The 16,560-nt window shown below is 64.7% G+C and carries 16 protein-coding genes and 1 pseudogene; 11 read left to right on the top strand and 6 right to left on the bottom strand.

The window, feature by feature from the left end; all coding sequences use genetic code 11:
- Positions 1 to 48: 48 nt before the first annotated feature.
- Complete coding sequence (locus tag H8A92_RS11130) at positions 49 to 900, top strand: alpha/beta hydrolase (protein ID WP_229195842.1); 852 nt, start codon at positions 49 to 51, stop codon at positions 898 to 900.
- 107 nt (positions 901 to 1,007) lie between these two features.
- Here the strand turns inward: H8A92_RS11130 and H8A92_RS11125 are convergent, their stop codons facing one another.
- Positions 1,008 to 1,784 carry an SDR family oxidoreductase gene (locus H8A92_RS11125; RefSeq protein WP_229195841.1) on the bottom strand — a complete coding sequence of 259 codons (777 nt, stop codon included), beginning with the start codon at positions 1,782 to 1,784 and terminating at the stop codon, positions 1,008 to 1,010.
- A gap of 168 nt (positions 1,785 to 1,952) precedes the next feature.
- Between H8A92_RS11125 and H8A92_RS11120 the strand changes: the two genes are divergently transcribed.
- Positions 1,953 to 3,026, top strand: a complete 1,074-nt coding sequence (locus H8A92_RS11120) for a tartrate dehydrogenase (protein WP_163160555.1) — start codon at positions 1,953 to 1,955, stop codon at positions 3,024 to 3,026.
- 187 nt (positions 3,027 to 3,213) lie between these two features.
- Here H8A92_RS11120 and H8A92_RS11115 read toward each other — a convergent pair whose 3' ends face one another.
- From H8A92_RS11115 to H8A92_RS11105, 3 genes and pseudogenes are all read right to left on the bottom strand, one after another.
- Positions 3,214 to 4,125: an NAD(P)-dependent oxidoreductase gene (locus H8A92_RS11115; RefSeq protein ID WP_229195840.1), complete on the bottom strand. Its 912-nt coding sequence runs from the start codon at positions 4,123 to 4,125 to the stop codon at positions 3,214 to 3,216.
- A 30-nt stretch (positions 4,126 to 4,155) separates the two neighbouring features.
- Positions 4,156 to 5,405, bottom strand: a pseudogene (locus tag H8A92_RS11110) (allantoate amidohydrolase).
- 14 nt (positions 5,406 to 5,419) lie between these two features.
- Positions 5,420 to 6,352: a LysR family transcriptional regulator gene (locus H8A92_RS11105; RefSeq protein WP_229195839.1), complete on the bottom strand. Its 933-nt coding sequence runs from the start codon at positions 6,350 to 6,352 to the stop codon at positions 5,420 to 5,422.
- 120 nt (positions 6,353 to 6,472) lie between these two features.
- On the opposite strand from H8A92_RS11105, the gene H8A92_RS11100 reads away from it, so the two are divergent.
- The 6 genes from H8A92_RS11100 (at position 6,473) to H8A92_RS11075 (ending at position 12,089) form a co-directional block, all read left to right on the top strand.
- Positions 6,473 to 7,291, top strand: coding sequence for a putative hydro-lyase (locus tag H8A92_RS11100; protein ID WP_229195838.1), 819 nt, complete (start codon positions 6,473 to 6,475; stop codon positions 7,289 to 7,291).
- Between the two features lie 85 nt (positions 7,292 to 7,376).
- A complete protein-coding gene (locus tag H8A92_RS11095; protein WP_229195837.1) occupies positions 7,377 to 8,624 on the top strand; it encodes an ABC transporter substrate-binding protein in 1,248 nt (415 codons plus the stop codon).
- Between the two features lie 178 nt (positions 8,625 to 8,802).
- Positions 8,803 to 9,681, top strand: coding sequence for a branched-chain amino acid ABC transporter permease (locus H8A92_RS11090; RefSeq protein WP_076862477.1), 879 nt, complete (start codon positions 8,803 to 8,805; stop codon positions 9,679 to 9,681).
- Positions 9,681 to 10,658: a branched-chain amino acid ABC transporter permease gene (locus H8A92_RS11085; protein ID WP_229195836.1), complete on the top strand. Its 978-nt coding sequence runs from the start codon at positions 9,681 to 9,683 to the stop codon at positions 10,656 to 10,658. Before H8A92_RS11090 ends, H8A92_RS11085 begins: the two co-directional genes overlap by 1 nt.
- Complete coding sequence (locus H8A92_RS11080; RefSeq protein WP_229195835.1) at positions 10,655 to 11,401, top strand: ABC transporter ATP-binding protein; 747 nt, start codon at positions 10,655 to 10,657, stop codon at positions 11,399 to 11,401. The genes H8A92_RS11085 and H8A92_RS11080 overlap by 4 nt, the downstream gene beginning before the upstream one ends.
- The gene (locus tag H8A92_RS11075) at positions 11,385 to 12,089 is read left to right on the top strand and encodes an ABC transporter ATP-binding protein (RefSeq protein ID WP_229195834.1); all 705 of its coding nucleotides are present in this window, start codon (positions 11,385 to 11,387) and stop codon (positions 12,087 to 12,089) included. The genes H8A92_RS11080 and H8A92_RS11075 overlap by 17 nt, the downstream gene beginning before the upstream one ends.
- A 184-nt stretch (positions 12,090 to 12,273) precedes the next feature.
- Here the strand turns inward: H8A92_RS11075 and H8A92_RS11070 are convergent, their stop codons facing one another.
- Together H8A92_RS11070 and otnC are read right to left on the bottom strand one after the other, a co-directional pair.
- Entirely contained in the window at positions 12,274 to 12,576 is a 303-nt protein-coding gene (locus H8A92_RS11070; RefSeq protein WP_229195833.1) for a hypothetical protein, read from the bottom strand.
- Between the two features lie 18 nt (positions 12,577 to 12,594).
- Positions 12,595 to 13,251, bottom strand: coding sequence for a 3-oxo-tetronate 4-phosphate decarboxylase (otnC, locus tag H8A92_RS11065; RefSeq protein WP_229195832.1), 657 nt, complete (start codon positions 13,249 to 13,251; stop codon positions 12,595 to 12,597).
- A gap of 170 nt (positions 13,252 to 13,421) precedes the next feature.
- Between otnC and ltnD the strand changes: the two genes are divergently transcribed.
- Genes ltnD through otnK form a run of 3 tightly spaced genes read left to right on the top strand, consistent with a single transcriptional unit; the run spans position 13,422 to position 16,414 of the window.
- Positions 13,422 to 14,333, top strand: coding sequence for an L-threonate dehydrogenase (ltnD, locus tag H8A92_RS11060; protein WP_229195831.1), 912 nt, complete (start codon positions 13,422 to 13,424; stop codon positions 14,331 to 14,333).
- 12 nt (positions 14,334 to 14,345) lie between these two features.
- Positions 14,346 to 15,128, top strand: coding sequence for a 2-oxo-tetronate isomerase (gene otnI, locus H8A92_RS11055; RefSeq protein WP_229195830.1), 783 nt, complete (start codon positions 14,346 to 14,348; stop codon positions 15,126 to 15,128).
- Positions 15,125 to 16,414 (top strand): 3-oxo-tetronate kinase, encoded by a 1,290-nt coding sequence (gene otnK, locus H8A92_RS11050; RefSeq protein ID WP_229195829.1) that lies wholly within the window; start codon positions 15,125 to 15,127, stop codon positions 16,412 to 16,414. Before otnI ends, otnK begins: the two co-directional genes overlap by 4 nt.
- Positions 16,415 to 16,560 lie beyond the last annotated feature (146 nt).

The raw sequence follows: 16,560 nt of genomic DNA, 5'->3' as shown, positions 1-16,560 counted from the left end.
AACATTTCCTGCTGTCGTGGCAATGCGACGAGAACCGAAGAGGCAGGGATGGCAGCGTTGTTTTCCGCGCTGGACTGGCGCGCGATGAGCCAGCAGGAGCGCGACCTCGGTCTGAACAATGGCGTCGCCGTCAAGGGCAGCGCCGAGCTCGCCGCCGGCTGGGAGCAGCGCTCGGCGCGGATGCGGCAGCAGCACGCCGAGCATCTCGACCTCCGATACGGCCCGCGTGAGCGCAACCGGATCGATTTCCTGAGGACAAGCGATGGCGCGCCGACGCTGCTGTTCATCCATGGCGGCTATTGGCAGACCCGCGCCAAGGAGGCGTTCACGATCTTTGCCGAGGGACCGATGGCGCATGGCATCAATGTCGCGCTGATCGGCTACACGCTTGCGCCGGATGCGACGCTCGATGACATCGTCGCCGAGATTCACGTCGGGATCGACTTTCTTGCCGGGCAACTGCCCGCGCTCGGCGCTGCTGCCGACGGCATCGTCGTGTCCGGTTGGTCGGCCGGCGGACATCTGACGTCGATGGCGCTGTCGAACGCCCATGTTCGGGCCGGCATGGCGATCTCGGGCATCTATGACCTGGAGCCGATCAGGCATTCCTACCTCAACGAGAAGCTCAGGCTCGACGAAGCCGCCTCGCGGCGCAACTCGCCGATGATGCAGCAGGGCGGCACGGCAAAGCCGCTGTCGCTGGTGGTCGGCAGTGCCGAACTGCCGCTGCTGCGCAAGCAGACCGCCGATTTCGCCGGCCATCGCGCCCGCTACGGCTTGCCGGTGACCTATGAGGAGATTCCAGGCGCCGATCATTTCACGATCATGAATCAGATGCTGGCGCCGCGGGGCCGGATCACGACGCTGATCCGGCAGCTGCTCGAGCGGACTGCTGGTTAACCTGTCATTGCGAGGAGCGAAGCGACGAAGCAATCCATCGCTCCGCATCTGCCGAAGCATGGATTGCTTCGCTGCGCTCGCAATGACGGGGACAGAGCCGAGCCTGTTTAACCCCACCCCGAGGTCAGCCCGCCATCCACCGTGTAGATCACGCCCGACGTATATCCCGCGCGGTCGGAGGCCAGGAACGCCATCAGGTCGCCGATCTCGCGCGCATGCGCCGGACGGCCGAGCGGCAGGCCCTTCTGGAACTCCGTGTAGCGGTTCTCGTCGCCGAACTGGTTCTTGGCGCGGGTCTTGAGCAGCGTGACGTGGCGGTCGGTACCGACAGGGCCGGGATTGATGCCGACGACGCGGATGTTGTCGGCGAGGCTTTTTCCCCCGAGCGCGCGGGTGAACGACATCAGCGCCGCATTGCCGGCGCTGCCGCAGATGTAATTGGCGTCGAACTTCTCGCCGGCCGCACCGATGTCGTTGACGATCACGCCGCCGCCGCGCGCCTTCATCTGGGCGTAGATCGCGCGAGTCAGATTGACATAGCCGAACACCTTGAGCTCCCAGGCATGCCGCCAGGTCGCCTCGTCGATCTTGTCGATCGAGCCGCCCGGGATGTCGCCGGCATTGTTGACCAGGATGTCGATTTCGGCCGCCTCCTTGGCGAGCCGCGCGAGATCTTCGGATTTGCGGAGATCGACCACGCTGATCGCGGCATCGATCTGGTGCGCGGAGCGCAACCGTTCGGCGAGCGCCTTGAGCTGATCGCCGTTGCGGGCGGCCAGCAGCAGATTGGCGCCTTCCTCGGCAAAGGCTTCGGCGGCGGCCGCGCCAATGCCCTTGGAGGCGCCGGTAATCAGGACACGCTTGCCGCGCAGATGCAGATCCATGGGATGTCTCGCTTGGTATGAGGAACGAATGTCGGCGAAATTGGTGGGGCAGGGTCGCGCATTGGTCAACACTGCACTGCAGCGTTGCGCTCGCGCGAAGATTGGTCCATTGCAGGACCATCAGAATAGGCGGCATTGCCGGCCGGGCAAATCACAAGGGTGTTCTCGATGAGCAAGAAGCAATATCGGATTGCGGTCATTCCCGGCGACGGCATCGGCAAGGAAGTGATGCCGGAGGGTATCCGCGTCATCGAGGCGGCGGCGAAAAAGCACGGCGTCGACGTGAAGTTCGACCATTTCGACTTCGCCTCCTACGACTATTACGAGAAGCACGGCGAGATGATGCCGGCCGACTGGAAGGACAAGATCGGCAAGCATGACGCGATCTATTTCGGTGCGGTCGGCTGGCCGGCCAAGATTCCGGACCACATCTCGCTGTGGGGCTCGCTGATCAAGTTCCGCCGCGAGTTCGACCAGTACGTCAATCTGCGCCCGGTGCGACTGATGCCCGGCGTGCCGTCGCCGCTGGCCGGCCGCAAGCCCGGCGACATCGATTTCTGGGTGGTGCGCGAGAACACCGAGGGTGAATACTCCTCGGTCGGCGGCCGCATGTTCCCGGATACCGACCGCGAATTCGTTACCCAGCAGACCGTGATGACTCGTACCGGCGTCGACCGCATCCTGAAATTTGCGTTCGATCTGGCGCAGTCGCGGCCGAAGAAGCACCTGACCTCGGCCACCAAGTCGAACGGCATCTCCATCACCATGCCCTATTGGGACGAGCGCGTGGAGGCGATGGCCAAGAAGTATCCGGGCGTGAAGTGGGACAAGTATCACATCGACATTCTGACCGCGAACTTCGTGCTGCATCCGGACTGGTTCGACGTCGTCGTCGGCTCCAATCTGTTCGGCGACATCCTCTCCGACCTCGGCCCGGCCTGCACCGGCACCATCGGCATCGCGCCGTCGGGCAACATCAATCCGGAAGGCAATTTCCCCTCGGTGTTCGAGCCGGTGCACGGCTCGGCGCCTGATATTGCGGGGCAGGGCATCGCCAACCCGATCGGCATGATCTGGTCCGGCGCGATGATGCTGGAGCATCTCGGCGAGAAGCAGGCGGCGGCCGCCATCGTCGGCGCGATCGAGCGCACCCTCGGCGAACGCACGTTGCGCACCCGCGATCTCGGCGGCAACGCCGACACCACCGCATGCGGCAAGGCGGTCGCGGAGATGGTGGATTAAGCAAGCCGAGCCGTCGTCCCTGCGGAAGCAGGGACCCATAACCACAGGGTTCGGTTGTTGAGACACGCTGTGGCCACAGCCTTCGCGGTAACGCAGGGCTGTGGTTATGGGTACCGGCTCGCCGCGGAGCCTGTCATCGGGCGGCGCTTTGCGCCGACCCGTTGGCTTGGCCGGGACGACGGTGAAATTATTGCTTCACGATCCGTCGGCAATGCTCCCAGGCTGCGTGGATCAGGTTCTCGCTCGCCTCGGGCGTGCGGAACGCCGAATGCGCCGACAGCGTCACGTTCGGGATTTTCGTCAGCGGATGATCCTTCGGCAACGGCTCGATGTTGTAGACGTCGAGGCCGGCGTGGCGGATGTGGCCTGAGTTGAGCGCATCGATCATCGCCTGCTCGTCGACGATCGCGCCGCGCGCGGTGTTGATCAGCACCACGCCCTTTTTCATCTTGGCGATCTTGTCGCGCGTGATCAGGCCGCGGGTCTCATCGTTCAGCAACAGATGGATCGAGACCACGTCGCTGTTCGCGAGCACGGTGTCGAGCTCGGTGAATTCGACGCCCGGATGACTCTTGGGTGACCGGTTCCAGGCGATCACCTTCATGCCGCTGCCGAGCGCGATGCGGGCGACCTCGGCGGCGATGCCACCGAAGCCGACCAGGCCGAGCGTCTTGCCGGTGAGCTGCATGCCGTCCTCGCGCAGCCAGTTGCCGGCGCGCATCTCGCGGTCCATCTGCGCGATCACCCGCGCCGACGACCACATCAGCGCGATCGCCGACTCCGCAACCGCGGTGTCGCCGTAGCCCTTGATCAGGTGCACGGAGATCCCGAGTTCGGCGAGCTCTTCCGGGTTCATGTAGCTGCGGGCGCCGGTGCCGAGGAACACGACGTGTTTCAGGCCGGCGCATTTCTTCGCAATGTCGGTCGGCAGCGCCGTGTGATCGACCACCGCGATCTCGGCGCCGTCGAGCACCGCCGGATAATCCTCGGACTTGATGTCCGGGTTGCGGTTGATCCGCATCTTGGGATCGCCGGCCTTTTCCAGGCGCTCCGTGATGACAGCGAGCGATTCATTGGCGTCGACAAACACTGCGCGCACGAAAGCCTCCATCGAAGGAAGGAAAGATGATCAGGACGCGACGCCGGCGAGCGCCAGCACCGTATGCAACAGGACGTTGGCGCCGGCAGCGCAATCGGGCTGCGTGGCATCTTCCAACTCGTTGTGGCTGATGCCGTCCTTGCACGGCACGAACACCATGGCGGCAGGGATCACCGTGTTGAGGTTGCAGGCGTCGTGGCGGCGCCGGAGGTGATGCGGCGATGCGAGTAGCCGAGCTGCTTGGCCGCGTTCTCGACCGCGTCGACCAGCTTGGGGTCGAAATGCGTCGGCGCCTTGCGCCAGACCAGATCGAGCTGGACTTCGACCTTGCGGCGCGCGGCGATCTCGGCAACCGCGGCCCGCAGGTCGCGGTCCAGCGCATCCATGATCCCTACATCGGCGCTGCGGCAATCCACGGTGAAGGCGATCTCGCCGGGAATGACGTTGCGCGAGGGCGCAGCGATCACGGCCTCGCCGATGGTGCCGACCGCCTTCGGGCCATGTTTTTTGGCGATGCTTTCCATCGCCAGCACGATCTCCGACAGCGTCGCCAGCGCATCGCGGCGCAGCGGCATCGGGGTCGATCCGGCGTGGCTTTCGAAGCCGATGATCTTGCCGTCGTACCACAACACGCCCTGGCCGGAATCGACCACGCCGATGGTCTTGCCCTCGGCCTCCAGGATCGGACCCTGCTCGATATGCAGTTCGACGAAGCCTGAGAACTTCTGGCGGCCGACCGGGGCATCGCCGCGATAGCCGATCGAATCCAGCGCCTGCGCCACGGTGACGCCTTCGGCGTCCTTGCGCGACAAGATGTCGTCGGTGGTGAAATCGCCGACATAAGCGGCTGAGGCCATCATCGCCGGCGCGAAGCGCGAGCCTTCCTCGTTGGTCCAGTTGCAGATGCAGATCGGCAGCTCGGTCTCGATCCCGGCATCGTTGAGCGTGCGCACCAGTTCGAGCCCGGCCAGTGTGCCGAGGATGCCGTCATATTTGCCGCCGGTCGGCTGGGTGTCGAGATGCGAGCCGACGCCGATCGGCGGCTTCGACATATCCCGTCCCTTCCGTAACCCGAACATCGAGCCGAGCGCATCGACCTGCACCTCCAGGCCGGCGTCCTCGCACGCCTTGCGGAACCAGTCGCGCACTTGCTTGTCCTCGGCGCTCAGCGTCAGCCGCCGCACGCCGCCCTTTGGCGTTGCACCGAACTTTGCGGTTTCGTGAATGCTGCCCCAGAGGCGGGCGGAATCGATCTGCAGGTTGGTTGCGGCTCGGCTCATTGCGGCTCTTCCCTTTACGCGACCGTTTTTTCATGACGCGCCGTTCTCGCGTCGTCAACCACCACGCTTGCCTGTGCGATCTGCCTGGCGAGATTGGCGACACGCTCGATGGCGACCGCATCGGGGGAGGCGAGCCAGCTCGCGGTGAAGGTGAGGGGCGGCAGCTTGAGGTCGGTGTCGAGCAATTGCAAGCGCCCGTCAGCGAGCTCGTTCTCGACGATCGCCGACGGGATCACCGCGATGCCAAGCCCTTCATTGGCCATGTGGATCACGGTTGCGAGCGAGGTCGAGGCGTGCAGCCGGATCGGCGGCAGATCGGGTGCATTGAACAATGCGCGCACGGTCTCATAGGGCTGCGTCTTGCGCGGAAAGGTGATGATCGGAAATCGCGCCAGATCCTGCCGCGCCACCGGCCCTTCGCCGAGACCGAGCGCGGGGCTTGCCAGGAAGCCGATCGGGTAATCGCACAGCACATGGTTGTGGGCGCCGGACGCCGAGACCGGTCCGAGCACGAAGGCGAGCTCGATCTCCTGCGCCAGCAGCCGTTGCGTCAGGTTGGGCGTGATGTCGACCTCGATCTCGAGCGACAGGTTCGGGTAGATCTCGTTGACGCTCTTGACCAGTCGCGGCAGCCAGGTGTGCACGATGGTCTCCGCGACACCGAGCCGCAGTGCGCCGCGCATCGCCGAGCGGTCGCCGACTTCGGCCATCATCTCCGAGCGCAGGCCGATCAGCTTCTCGGCATAGATCATCATCAGCCGCCCGCTCGGCGTCGGCGAGGCGACCCGGTGGTCGCGGTTCAGCAGCTTGACGCCCATCTCGCGCTCGAGCTGCGCAATGCGCTGGGAGATTGCCGGCTGGGTGGTGTTGAGCCGCTGGGCGGCGCCGCGGAAGCTGCCGAGCTTGACGACCCAAAGAAATGTTTCGATCGAGCGGAAGTCCGTCATTGGAAGTGTTTTCCCGATCGATAAATTTGACTTATCGATTTTGATTAGAAAGGACGATTAGACATTATATCACGCTTGGTGTTGGTTTGTCCTTGTCGAGATTATGGGCAGGAGAATCCCATGACTGTTTTTGCGGCAGTGCAGCGATCTCAGGGGGAACCGGTGCTGGCGAGCGTCGAAGCGCGCCGCGCCTGTCGTGACGGCATGGCCTCGGCCACCACCGCCGGCCTCGCCAACGGTTTCGTCCAAGGCAATCTGGCGATCCTGCCGGAGGAACTCGCCGGCGCCTTCCACCGGTTCTGCCAGCTCAATCCGAAGCCGTGCCCGATCATCGGCATGTCCGACGTCGGCGATCCCCGCATTCCGGCGCTCGGCCTCGACCTCGACATCCGCACCGACGTGCCGCGCTACCGGGTCTGGCGCGACGGCGAGGTGGCCGACGAGCCGACCGACATCACCAAATACTGGCGCGACGATCTCGTCACCTTCGTGCTCGGCTGCTCCTACTCGTTCGAGGAGGCGCTGCTGGATGAGGGCCTGCCGATCCGTCACATCGAACGCAACCTGCGTGTGCCAATGTACCGGACCAATATTGCGTGCAGCCCGTCGGGGCCGTTCGCGGGACCCATGGTGGTGTCGATGCGCCCGTTCAAGCCGGCGGATGCGATCCGCGCGGTGCAGATCACCTCGCGCTTCCCGTCGGTGCATGGCGCGCCGGTCCATCTCGGCCAGCCGCATGCGATCGGCATCAAGGATATCGCCAAGCCCGACTATGGCGATGCGGTACCGGTCGCCGATGACGAGATCCCGGTGTTCTGGGCCTGTGGCGTGACGCCGCAATCGGTGATCGCAAGTGCGAAGTTGCCGTTCGCGATCACGCATGCGCCGGGCCTGATGCTGGTGACCGACCTCAGGAACAAGCAGCTCGCTGTGCTCTGAATAGGCAATTCGTGCAATTCATTGAGGCTTTACTGCGCGCTACAAGCGTCACATCGATAAGAACAAAGCTGAAGGGGAAATTTCGATGACGATCTCTCGCCGTAACGTATTGCTGGGTGCCACTGCAGCCGCCGCGCTCGGTCCGATGGCCGCGCGCGCGCAGACGAGTGAAGTGGCGATCGGCGTGATCTATCCGCTGTCCGGCTCCAGTGCCGCGATCGGCGTCGACGCGCAGCATGCCTTCAACACCGCGGCCGACATCATCAACAAGAATTACGATTTCGCGCTGCCGCTCGCCAAGGGCGAGGGCCTGTCCGGCCTCGGCGGTGCGAAAGTCAAACTGGTGTTCGCCGACCACCAGGCCGATCCGCAGAAGGGCCGCGCCGAGACCGAGCGCCTGATCACCCAGGAGAAGGTCTGCGCCGTCGTCGGTACCTATCAGAGCGCGGTTGCGGTCACCGTCAGCCAGACCTGCGAGCGCTACGGCGTGCCGTTCATCTCGGCCGACAACTCCTCGCCGAGCCTGCATCGCCGCGGCCTGAAGTATTATTTCCGCGCCTCGCCGCATGACGAGATGTTCTCGGCCGCGATGTTCGACTTCTTCGATGCGATGAAGAAGAAGGGCCAGAAGATCGAGACGCTGGCGCTATTCCACGAGGACACCATCTTCGGCACCGATTCGGCGAATGCCCAGATCAAGCTCGCCGGCGAGCGCGGCTACAAGATCGTCAGCGACATCAAGTACCGCGCCAACTCGCCGTCGTTGACCGCCGAGGTGCAGCAGCTCAAGGCGGCGAATGCCGACGTGCTGATGCCGTCGAGCTACACCACCGACGCGATCCTGCTGGTGAAGACCATGGCGGAGCTCGGCTACAAGCCGAAGAACATCATGGCGCAGGATGCCGGCTTCTCGGAAAAGGCGACCTATGACGCGGTCGGCGACAAGCTCGAGGGCGTGATCTCGCGCGGCAGCTTCTCGCTCGACCTGGCACAGAAGCGGCCGATGGTCGGTCTGATCAACGAGATGTACCGCGCCAAGTCCGGCAAGGACTTCAACGACTATACCTCGCGCCAGTTCATGGGCCTCATCATCATGGCCGACGCCATCAACCGCGCCAAGTCGACCGATGGCGAAAAGATCCGCGACGCATTGGTCGCCACCGACATGCCGGGCGATGTGACCATCATGCCGTGGCGGCGCGTCAAGTTCGACGAGATGGGACAGAACAACTTCGCCGATCCGGTGCTGTTGCAATACAGCGCGAAGAATTTCGTGACGATCTTCCCGGAACAGGCCGCCGTTTCCGAGGCGATCTGGCCGATGAACAGCTGATCGGTCTCTCAGTTTCCCTACGTCGTCCCGGGCAAGCGAAGCGCGACCCGGGACCCATTACCACAGGCAGGCGTTTTGCGATGATTGGTTGTTATCTCTCCTCCCGATGCATTTGTGGTTATGGGTCCTGGCCTGCGCCAGGACGACGTTCGAGTGATGCGTTGACCGGGGCGCAGCGGTGACAGCCGAGACCATTATCCAGAGTTTGGCGAGCGGCCTCTTGATGGGGCTGCTCTACGGACTGATCGCCGCAGGCCTCGCATTGATCTTCGGATTGATGGACGTCGTGAATTTCGCGCACGGCGAATTCCTGATGATCGCGATGTACGTGACCTTCTTCCTGTTCGCGTTCTTCGCGATCGATCCCTTGCTCGCGGCGCCGCTGGTCGCCGCGGCGCTGTTCGTGTTCGGCGCGGTGGTCTATCTGTTGATCGTCCGCTTCGCCATGCGCGCCAAGGCCAATGCAGGCATGGTGCAGATCTTCTCGACCTTCGGCCTTGCGATCGTGATGCGGGGCCTCGCCCAGTTCTTCTTCACGCCCGACTACCGCAGCGTCACCAACTCCTGGGTCGGCGGCAAGACGGTGTCGATCGCCGGGATCTATCTGCCGGAGCCGCAACTGATCGGCGCGATGCTCTCGATCGCAGCTTTCGTCGCGCTCTACTTCTTCATCAATCGCACCGATTTCGGCCGTGCGCTGGAGGCGACGCGCGAGGACGCCGGCGCGGTGGCCCTCGTCGGCATCGACAAGAACCGGGTATTCGCGCTCGGCTGGGGCCTTGGTGCTGCGCTGGTCGGCCTCGCCGGCGCCATCATGGCGATCTTCTTCTACATCTACCCCGATGTCGGAGCGTCGTTTGCGCTGATCGCCTATGTCACCGTGGCGCTCGGCGGCTTCGGTAGCGTGTTCGGCGCTTTTGCCGGCGGCATCATCGTCGGCCTGGTGGAAGCGACCACCGCACTGATCCTGCCGCCGTCGCTGAAATCGGTCGGCATCTACGCCGTCTATCTCCTGGTCGTCTTCATCCGCCCGCGTGGCCTGTTCGGATCGATGTGATGGACACCCAGTTCGCCCAACGCCGCAGGCGTGACCTGATCGTCGCTGGTTGCCTGGCGGTGATCGCCGCGCTGGTGCCGCTGTTCGTCAAGGACGTCTACGTCCAGAACATCATGGTGCTCACCTTGATGTATGCGGCGCTGTCGCAGAGCTGGAACATCCTGTCCGGCTATTGCGGACAGATCTCGCTCGGCCATGCGCTCTATTTCGGGCTCGGGGCCTATACGACTGCGCTGTTGTTCACCAAATTCGGCGTGCTGCCGTGGTTCGGCATGCTGGCGGGCGGGGCGATCTCCGCGGTGATCGCGATGGCGCTCGGCTATCCCTGCTTCCGCCTGCGCGGGCATTACTTCGTGATCGCGACCATCGTGATCGCCGAGATTGCGCTGGTTTTGATCCAGAACTGGGACTGGGCGGGTGCGGCGCTCGGCATCGACATCCCGGTGCGCGGCGATAGCTGGCTGAAATTCCAGTTCGCACGCTCCAAGCTGCCGTACTTCTATTTCGCGCTGGCGCTGGCCAGCGTCGCCTGGCTCGTCACCTGGTGGCTGGAAGATTCCAAATGGGGCTATTGGTGGCGCGCGGTGAAGGACAATCCCGATGCCGCCGAAAGCCTCGGTGTGGTCGTGTTCAACTCCAAGATGGGCGCGGCGGCGGTTTCGGCGTTCCTCGTTGCCGTGGGCGGCAGCTTCTACGCCCAGTTCGTGTCCTATATCGATCCTGAGAGCGTGATGGGTTTCCAATTCTCGCTGTTGATGGCGCTGCCCGCGGTGCTCGGCGGCATCGGCACGCTGTGGGGCCCGGTACTTGGCGCGGTGATCCTGATCCCGCTCACCGAGTTGACGCGCTCGTTCATCGGCGGCTCCGGTCGCGGCGTCGACCTCATCGTCTACGGCACGCTGATCGTCGTGATCTCGCTGGCGCTGCCGCGCGGTCTCGTCAGCGTGTTCTCGTGGCGCAAGGAGGCTGCGCGATGACGGCGCTTCCGGAAACCCCGCTCCTGGAAACCCGAGGCGTCTGGCAGCGCTTCGGCGGCCTCGTCGCCAACAGCGATGTCTCGATCTCGGTCGGGCGCGGCGAGATCGTCGGCCTGATCGGCCCGAACGGCGCCGGCAAGTCGACGCTGTTCAATCTGATCGCGGGCGTGCTGCCGCCGACCCAGGGCTCGATCATCTTCGACGGCGAGGACGTCACCCGGCTGCCGGCCGCCGAGCGCTGCCAGCGCGGCGTCGGACGCACCTTTCAGGTGGTCAAGAGCTTCGAGACCATGACCGTGGTCGACAACGTCATCGTCGGCGCGCTGATCCGCAACACCAAGATGCGCATCGCGCGGCAGAAGGCTTACGAGGTGCTGGAGTTCTGCGGTCTTGCCGCGCGCGCCGACAAGCTAGCCGCCGATCTTGTCCCGTCGGAGAAGCGCCGGCTCGAGGTCGCGCGTGCGCTGGCGACGGAGCCGAAGCTGCTGCTGCTCGACGAAGTCCTGACCGGGCTGACGCCTGTCGAGGCTCAGACCGGCGTCGAGCTGGTGCGCAAGGTGCGCGCCACCGGCGTCACCGTGCTGATGGTCGAGCATGTGATGGAAATCGTGATGCCGCTGGTCGACCGCGCCATCGTGCTCAATCTCGGCAAGGTGCTGATCGAGGGCAAGCCGACCGAGGTCGTCCGCAATCCGGAAGTCATTTCTGCCTATCTCGGGGATCGTCATGCTGTCGGTGCGTGAAGTCACCACCGCCTATCAGGGCCTGGTCGCGATCTCCTCGGTGTCGATCGACGTCACCAAGGGCGAGATCGTCTGCGTCGCCGGCGCCAACGGCGCGGGCAAGTCGACATTGCTCAAATCGATCGCCGGTGCCGAGCGCCCGCGTTCGGGCAGTGTCACCTTCGACGGCAAGCGGATCGACGGCCAGCCGCAACACGTCATCACGGCAGGCGGCATCGCCTTCGTGCCGGAAAACCGCCGGCTGTTTCCGCGGTTGTCGGTGCGCGACAATCTGCGGCTCGGCAGCTACCTCTATCGCAGCAAGTCCGACCGCGACGCGCCGCTCGATCTGGTGTTCAACCTGTTCCCGCGGCTCGGCGAGCGGCTCGAGCAGCGCGCCGAGACCTTGTCCGGCGGCGAGCAGCAGATGCTGGCGATCGGCCGCGCGCTGATGACGCGGCCGCGCCTGTTGATGCTCGATGAGCCGTCGCAGGGCATCATGCCGAAACTCGTCGACGAGATCTTCCAGGCCGTGAAGCGCATCCGCGACGCCGGCATGACGGTCCTGATCGTCGAGCAGCGCATGGCCGAGTGCCTCGAAATCGCCGACCGCGCCTACATCCTGCAAACCGGCCGCGTGCTGATGCAGGGCACCGCGGCCGAGATCAGCGGCAATCCCGACGTGCGCAAGGCGTATCTGGGGCTGTAGTTTTTGCGACGTCTCCACGTACACAAACGTCATCCTGTGGTGCGAGCGCAGCGAGCCTCGAAGGATGGCCGCGGGCGGGCATGTGGCCCATCCTTCGAGGCTCGCCCCGCGGCACAAGCGCGCCGCCTAGCTCGCACCTCAGGATGACGTCGGCGTTTGCGGCCATGCGGGCTACGAATCGAGCCTACTTGCCCTGTTCTTTGCCATCTTCGACCTTCTCGACCTTTGCCGCGAGGTCCGGCACGCGGCTCACGCGGTAGGTCGCGTTGCTGCAGGTCAAGGTCCAGGCCTCGTTGTCGGGCTTCGAGAGCTTGTCGTCACGTTCGGCCTTGAGCGGCTTGTCGCAGGCATAGCCTTGCGCGCGCAGCTGGGTTGCCAGCAGGCCTTGCAAGGTCTCCTCGGTCCGAGCGACTGAACCCGCCAGACCGACGACAAACGGCACCGCGAATGCCAAGCCTGCGAACCTCATCATGACTGTCTTCCGCATATCGATCCTCCGCTTGATCTAATGAGAGTGATCCGGCAGCACGAGCCCGAACGTCCTGGTCAAATCCGCCACCTGTTCGGGCGAGAGATAGCGCGGGTTCAGCCCGCGCAGCAGCAGATAGAGCTTTGCGGTTTCCTCCAGCTCCTCGGTCGCGAACACCGCGGCTTCCAGCGTGTCGCCGGAGACGACCGGGCCGTGATTGGCGAGCAGCACCGATGAATATTTCCCGGCCAGCCCCCTGATCGCATCGGCAACGGCGGGGTCGCCGGGGCGATAGTATGGCACCAGCGCGGTCTGGCCGCACTTCATGACATAGTACGCCGTCATCGCCGGCAGCGCGGCGCGCGGGTCGATCTCGGGCAGCATCGAAAGCGCGACCGAATGGGTCGAGTGCAGATGCACCACCGCGCCGGCGCTGGCGCGCGTCTGGTAGAGCGCGGTGTGCAGCGGCACTTCCTTGGTGGGGGCATCGCCGGAGACCAGCCGGCCGTTGCCGTCGAGCCGCGACATTTTCGCCGGATCGAGGAAGCCGAGCGAGGCATTGGTCGGCGTCACGAGCCAGCCGCCGTCGTCGAGCCGGACGCTGATATTGCCGGAGGAGCCCGGCGTCAGCCCGCGCTCGAACAGCGAGCGGCCGAACCGGCAGATGTCCTCACGAAGCCTTGTTTCGCTCATCCGGTTTCGCTCTCGGCGTCTTCTTTGGGCGCTATCCGTTTTCAGCTTGTCTCATGCTTTGGCAGCACGGCCAAGCCGTGATAGGCAAGCAGCAACGAGCAAGATCGGCAAGGTTGAAGGCCGGTTTTCCGAAAATGCTCAAACAACTAAAAATGTTCAGGGATCGCCGCATGTCCAGTTCCGCAACACCGCACGTCGCCGTCATCGGGCTGGGCTCGATGGGATACGGCATGGCGACCTCGCTCAGGCGCGCCGGCTTCACTGTGACCGGCTGCGACGTGTCGGCCGACGCCGTCGCTCGCTTCGTGGCCGACGGCGGCAAGGGCGCGAAAACGCCCGCCGAGGCCTCACGGAACGCCGACATCGTCGTCAGCGTCGTCGTCAATGCGGCGCAGACCGAAGCTATCCTGTTCGGCAAGGACGGCGCCGCCGAGACCCTGGCCAGGGACGCGGTCTTCATTTCCTCGGCGACCATGGATCCCGATATCGCGCGACGCCTCGCAAAACAGCTCGAGGCGACCGGCCGGCATTATCTCGACGCGCCGATCTCAGGCGGCGCGCAACGCGCGGCGCAGGGCGAGCTGACGATCTTGGCTTCCGGCAGTGCGGCAGCGTTCGCGAAGGCGCGGCCGGCGCTGGATGCGATGGCGGCAAAACTCTACGAGCTCGGCGATGCGGCAGGGCAGGGCGCTGCGTTCAAGATGATCAATCAGCTGCTGGCCGGCGTGCACATCGCGGCCGCCTCGGAGGCGATCGCGTTTGCCGCCAAGCAGGGCCTCGACATCAGGAAGGTCTACGAGGTGATCACGGCCTCCGCCGGCAATTCCTGGATGTTCGAGAACCGCATGCCGCATGTACTCGACGGCGACTATGCGCCGCGCAGCGCGGTGGAGATTTTCGTCAAGGACCTCGGCATCATCCAGGACATGGCGCGCAACGCGCGCTTCCCAGTGCCGGTCTCGGCCGCGGCGTTGCAGATGTTCCTGATGACGTCGGCGGCCGGCATGGGCCGCGACGACGATGCATCGGTGGCGCGGATGTACGCGCAGGTCACCGGCACCAAGCTTCCCGGCGCAAAATAAGAGGATCCTGCCATGCCCCGCTTTGCCGCCAATCTCACCATGATGTTCAACGAGGTCCCGTTCCTCGACCGCTTCGAGGCGGCGGCGAAGGCGGGCTTCACCGCGGTCGAATTCCTGTTTCCTTACGACCATCCGGCCGCGGAGGTCGGCAAGCGGCTGAAGGGCGCCGGGCTGACGCAGGCGCTGTTCAATCTGCCGCCGGGCGACTGGAACGCCGGCGAGAAGGGATTTGCCGCGCTGCCGGATCGCTTCGCCGATTTGCAGGCGAGCCTGAAGACCGCACTGCCTTATGCAGAGGCGACCGGCGTCAAGCGGCTGCATCTGATGGCCGGGATCGCCGATCGCAATGATCGGCACGCCGTCGAAGCCTTCTACAAATCGGTGGCTTACGCTGCGGAATTCTTCGCGCCGCACGGCCTCGACGTCGTGATCGAGCCGATCAATCCGCGCAACGTGCCGGGCTATTTCCTCAACGACTTCAACTTTGCTTACGAGTTGATCCGTGAACTTAAGATCCCGAACCTCAAGCTGCAGTTCGACATCTATCACTGCCAGATCATCCATGGCGACGTCACGATGCGGCTGCGCGAGATGATTCCTGTGATTGGCCACATCCAGATCGCCTCGATCCCGTCGCGTAACGAGCCTGACGGCGAGGAGCTGAACTATCCGTTCCTGTTCGGCGAGCTGGACCGGCTCGGTTATGCCGGCTTCGTCGGCTGCGAATATAATCCGCGCGGCGGGACCACCGAGGGTCTTGCCTGGTTCAAGCCTTATGCCGGGGTGAAGCCGTGACATCAGCTGCGAAACTGTTGCTTGGCTGTATCGCCGACGACTATACCGGCGCGTCCGACCTTGCCAACACGCTGACGCGCGCCGGGCTGCGTACGGTGCAGACCATCGGTGTGCCGGCCTCCGATCTCGCGCTGCCGGAGGTCGACGCCGTCGTGGTGTCGCTGAAGAGCCGCTCGATCGAGGCGAGCCTGGCCGTGACGCGCTCGCGCGCGGCGGAGACCTGGCTGCGCGGCCGCGGCGCTTCTCACATCCTGTTCAAGATCTGCTCGACCTTCGATTCCACCGATGCCGGCAATATCGGTCCGGTGATGGACGCGCTGCGCGCGGACTCCAAGGACAGCATCGTTCTGGTGACGCCGGCGTTCCCGGAAACCGGCCGCACCGTCTATCAGGGCAACCTGTTCGTCGGCCCAGTGCCGCTGAACGAGAGTCCGCTGAAGGACCACCCGCTCAACCCGATGCATGATTCCAATCTGGTCCGGGTGCTCGCGCGCCAGAGCAAGACCAGGGTTGGCCTGGTCGATCTCGCGACACTCGCCCGCGGCGCCGATGCCGTTCGGGCGAAGCTCGCCGACCTCGTGAGTGGCGGCGTCGGCGCCGCCGTCATCGACGCCGTGTTCGATCGCGATCTCGAGACCATCGGGCAGGTGGCGCTGGATCATCGTCTCTCGGTCGGTGCCTCCGGCATCGGGCTTGGATTGGCGCGGGCGCTGGTCGCCGCGAGCAGGGCCAAGCCGGATCCCAAGGGCGCGACGCGCGTGACGCCGGTCGGGGGCCCGGCCGCTTGCCTCGCCGGCAGCTGCTCGCAGGCGACGCTGCGGCAGATCGCCAGCGCCGAGAAGGTGATGGCGGTCCTGCACCTCGATCCCGAGCGTGTCGTCGCCGGCAAGGATGAGGCGCAGCGCGCGCTCGCCTGGGCCAAGGAAAGGCTGGCGGCGGGCCCAATCCTGATCGCGAGCAGCTCGACCCCGGCTGAGGTGGCAGCCCTGCAATCCCGTCATGGGCGCGATGCGGCCGGACATGCCATCGAGCAGGCAATGGCCGATATCGCGGAGGGCCTGGTGCTGTCGGGCGTGCACAGGCTGGTGGTCGCCGGTGGCGAAACTTCAGGCGCCGTGGTCGATCGCCTGGCTATCCCGGGGTTCCTGGTCGGTGCGGAAATCGCGGCAGGCGTGCCGGTTCTGCGCGCGGTCGGAGCTGGGAAAGGGGAGATGGTGCTCGCCTTGAAATCAGGCAATTTCGGCGGGCCGGAGTTCTTCTCGGATGCGCTGGCATTGATGCCTTGATGCGGTTGTCGCGCATCACGTCACCGACGTGACAGGGCATCTCCGTAGTTCAACGGGGAACCAAATTAACCCTACTTAAGGAGGGGGGCTGGCTTTGATATCTGCGGCGCACCGCCGCGCCCCCAGCCATTCGATCGGGCTTCGCG

Origin of the sequence: Bradyrhizobium acaciae, from assembly GCF_020889785.1 — a bacterium.
Taxonomy (GTDB): domain Bacteria; phylum Pseudomonadota; class Alphaproteobacteria; order Rhizobiales; family Xanthobacteraceae; genus Bradyrhizobium; species Bradyrhizobium acaciae.
This window is presented reverse-complemented; position numbering and strand designations above follow the sequence as displayed.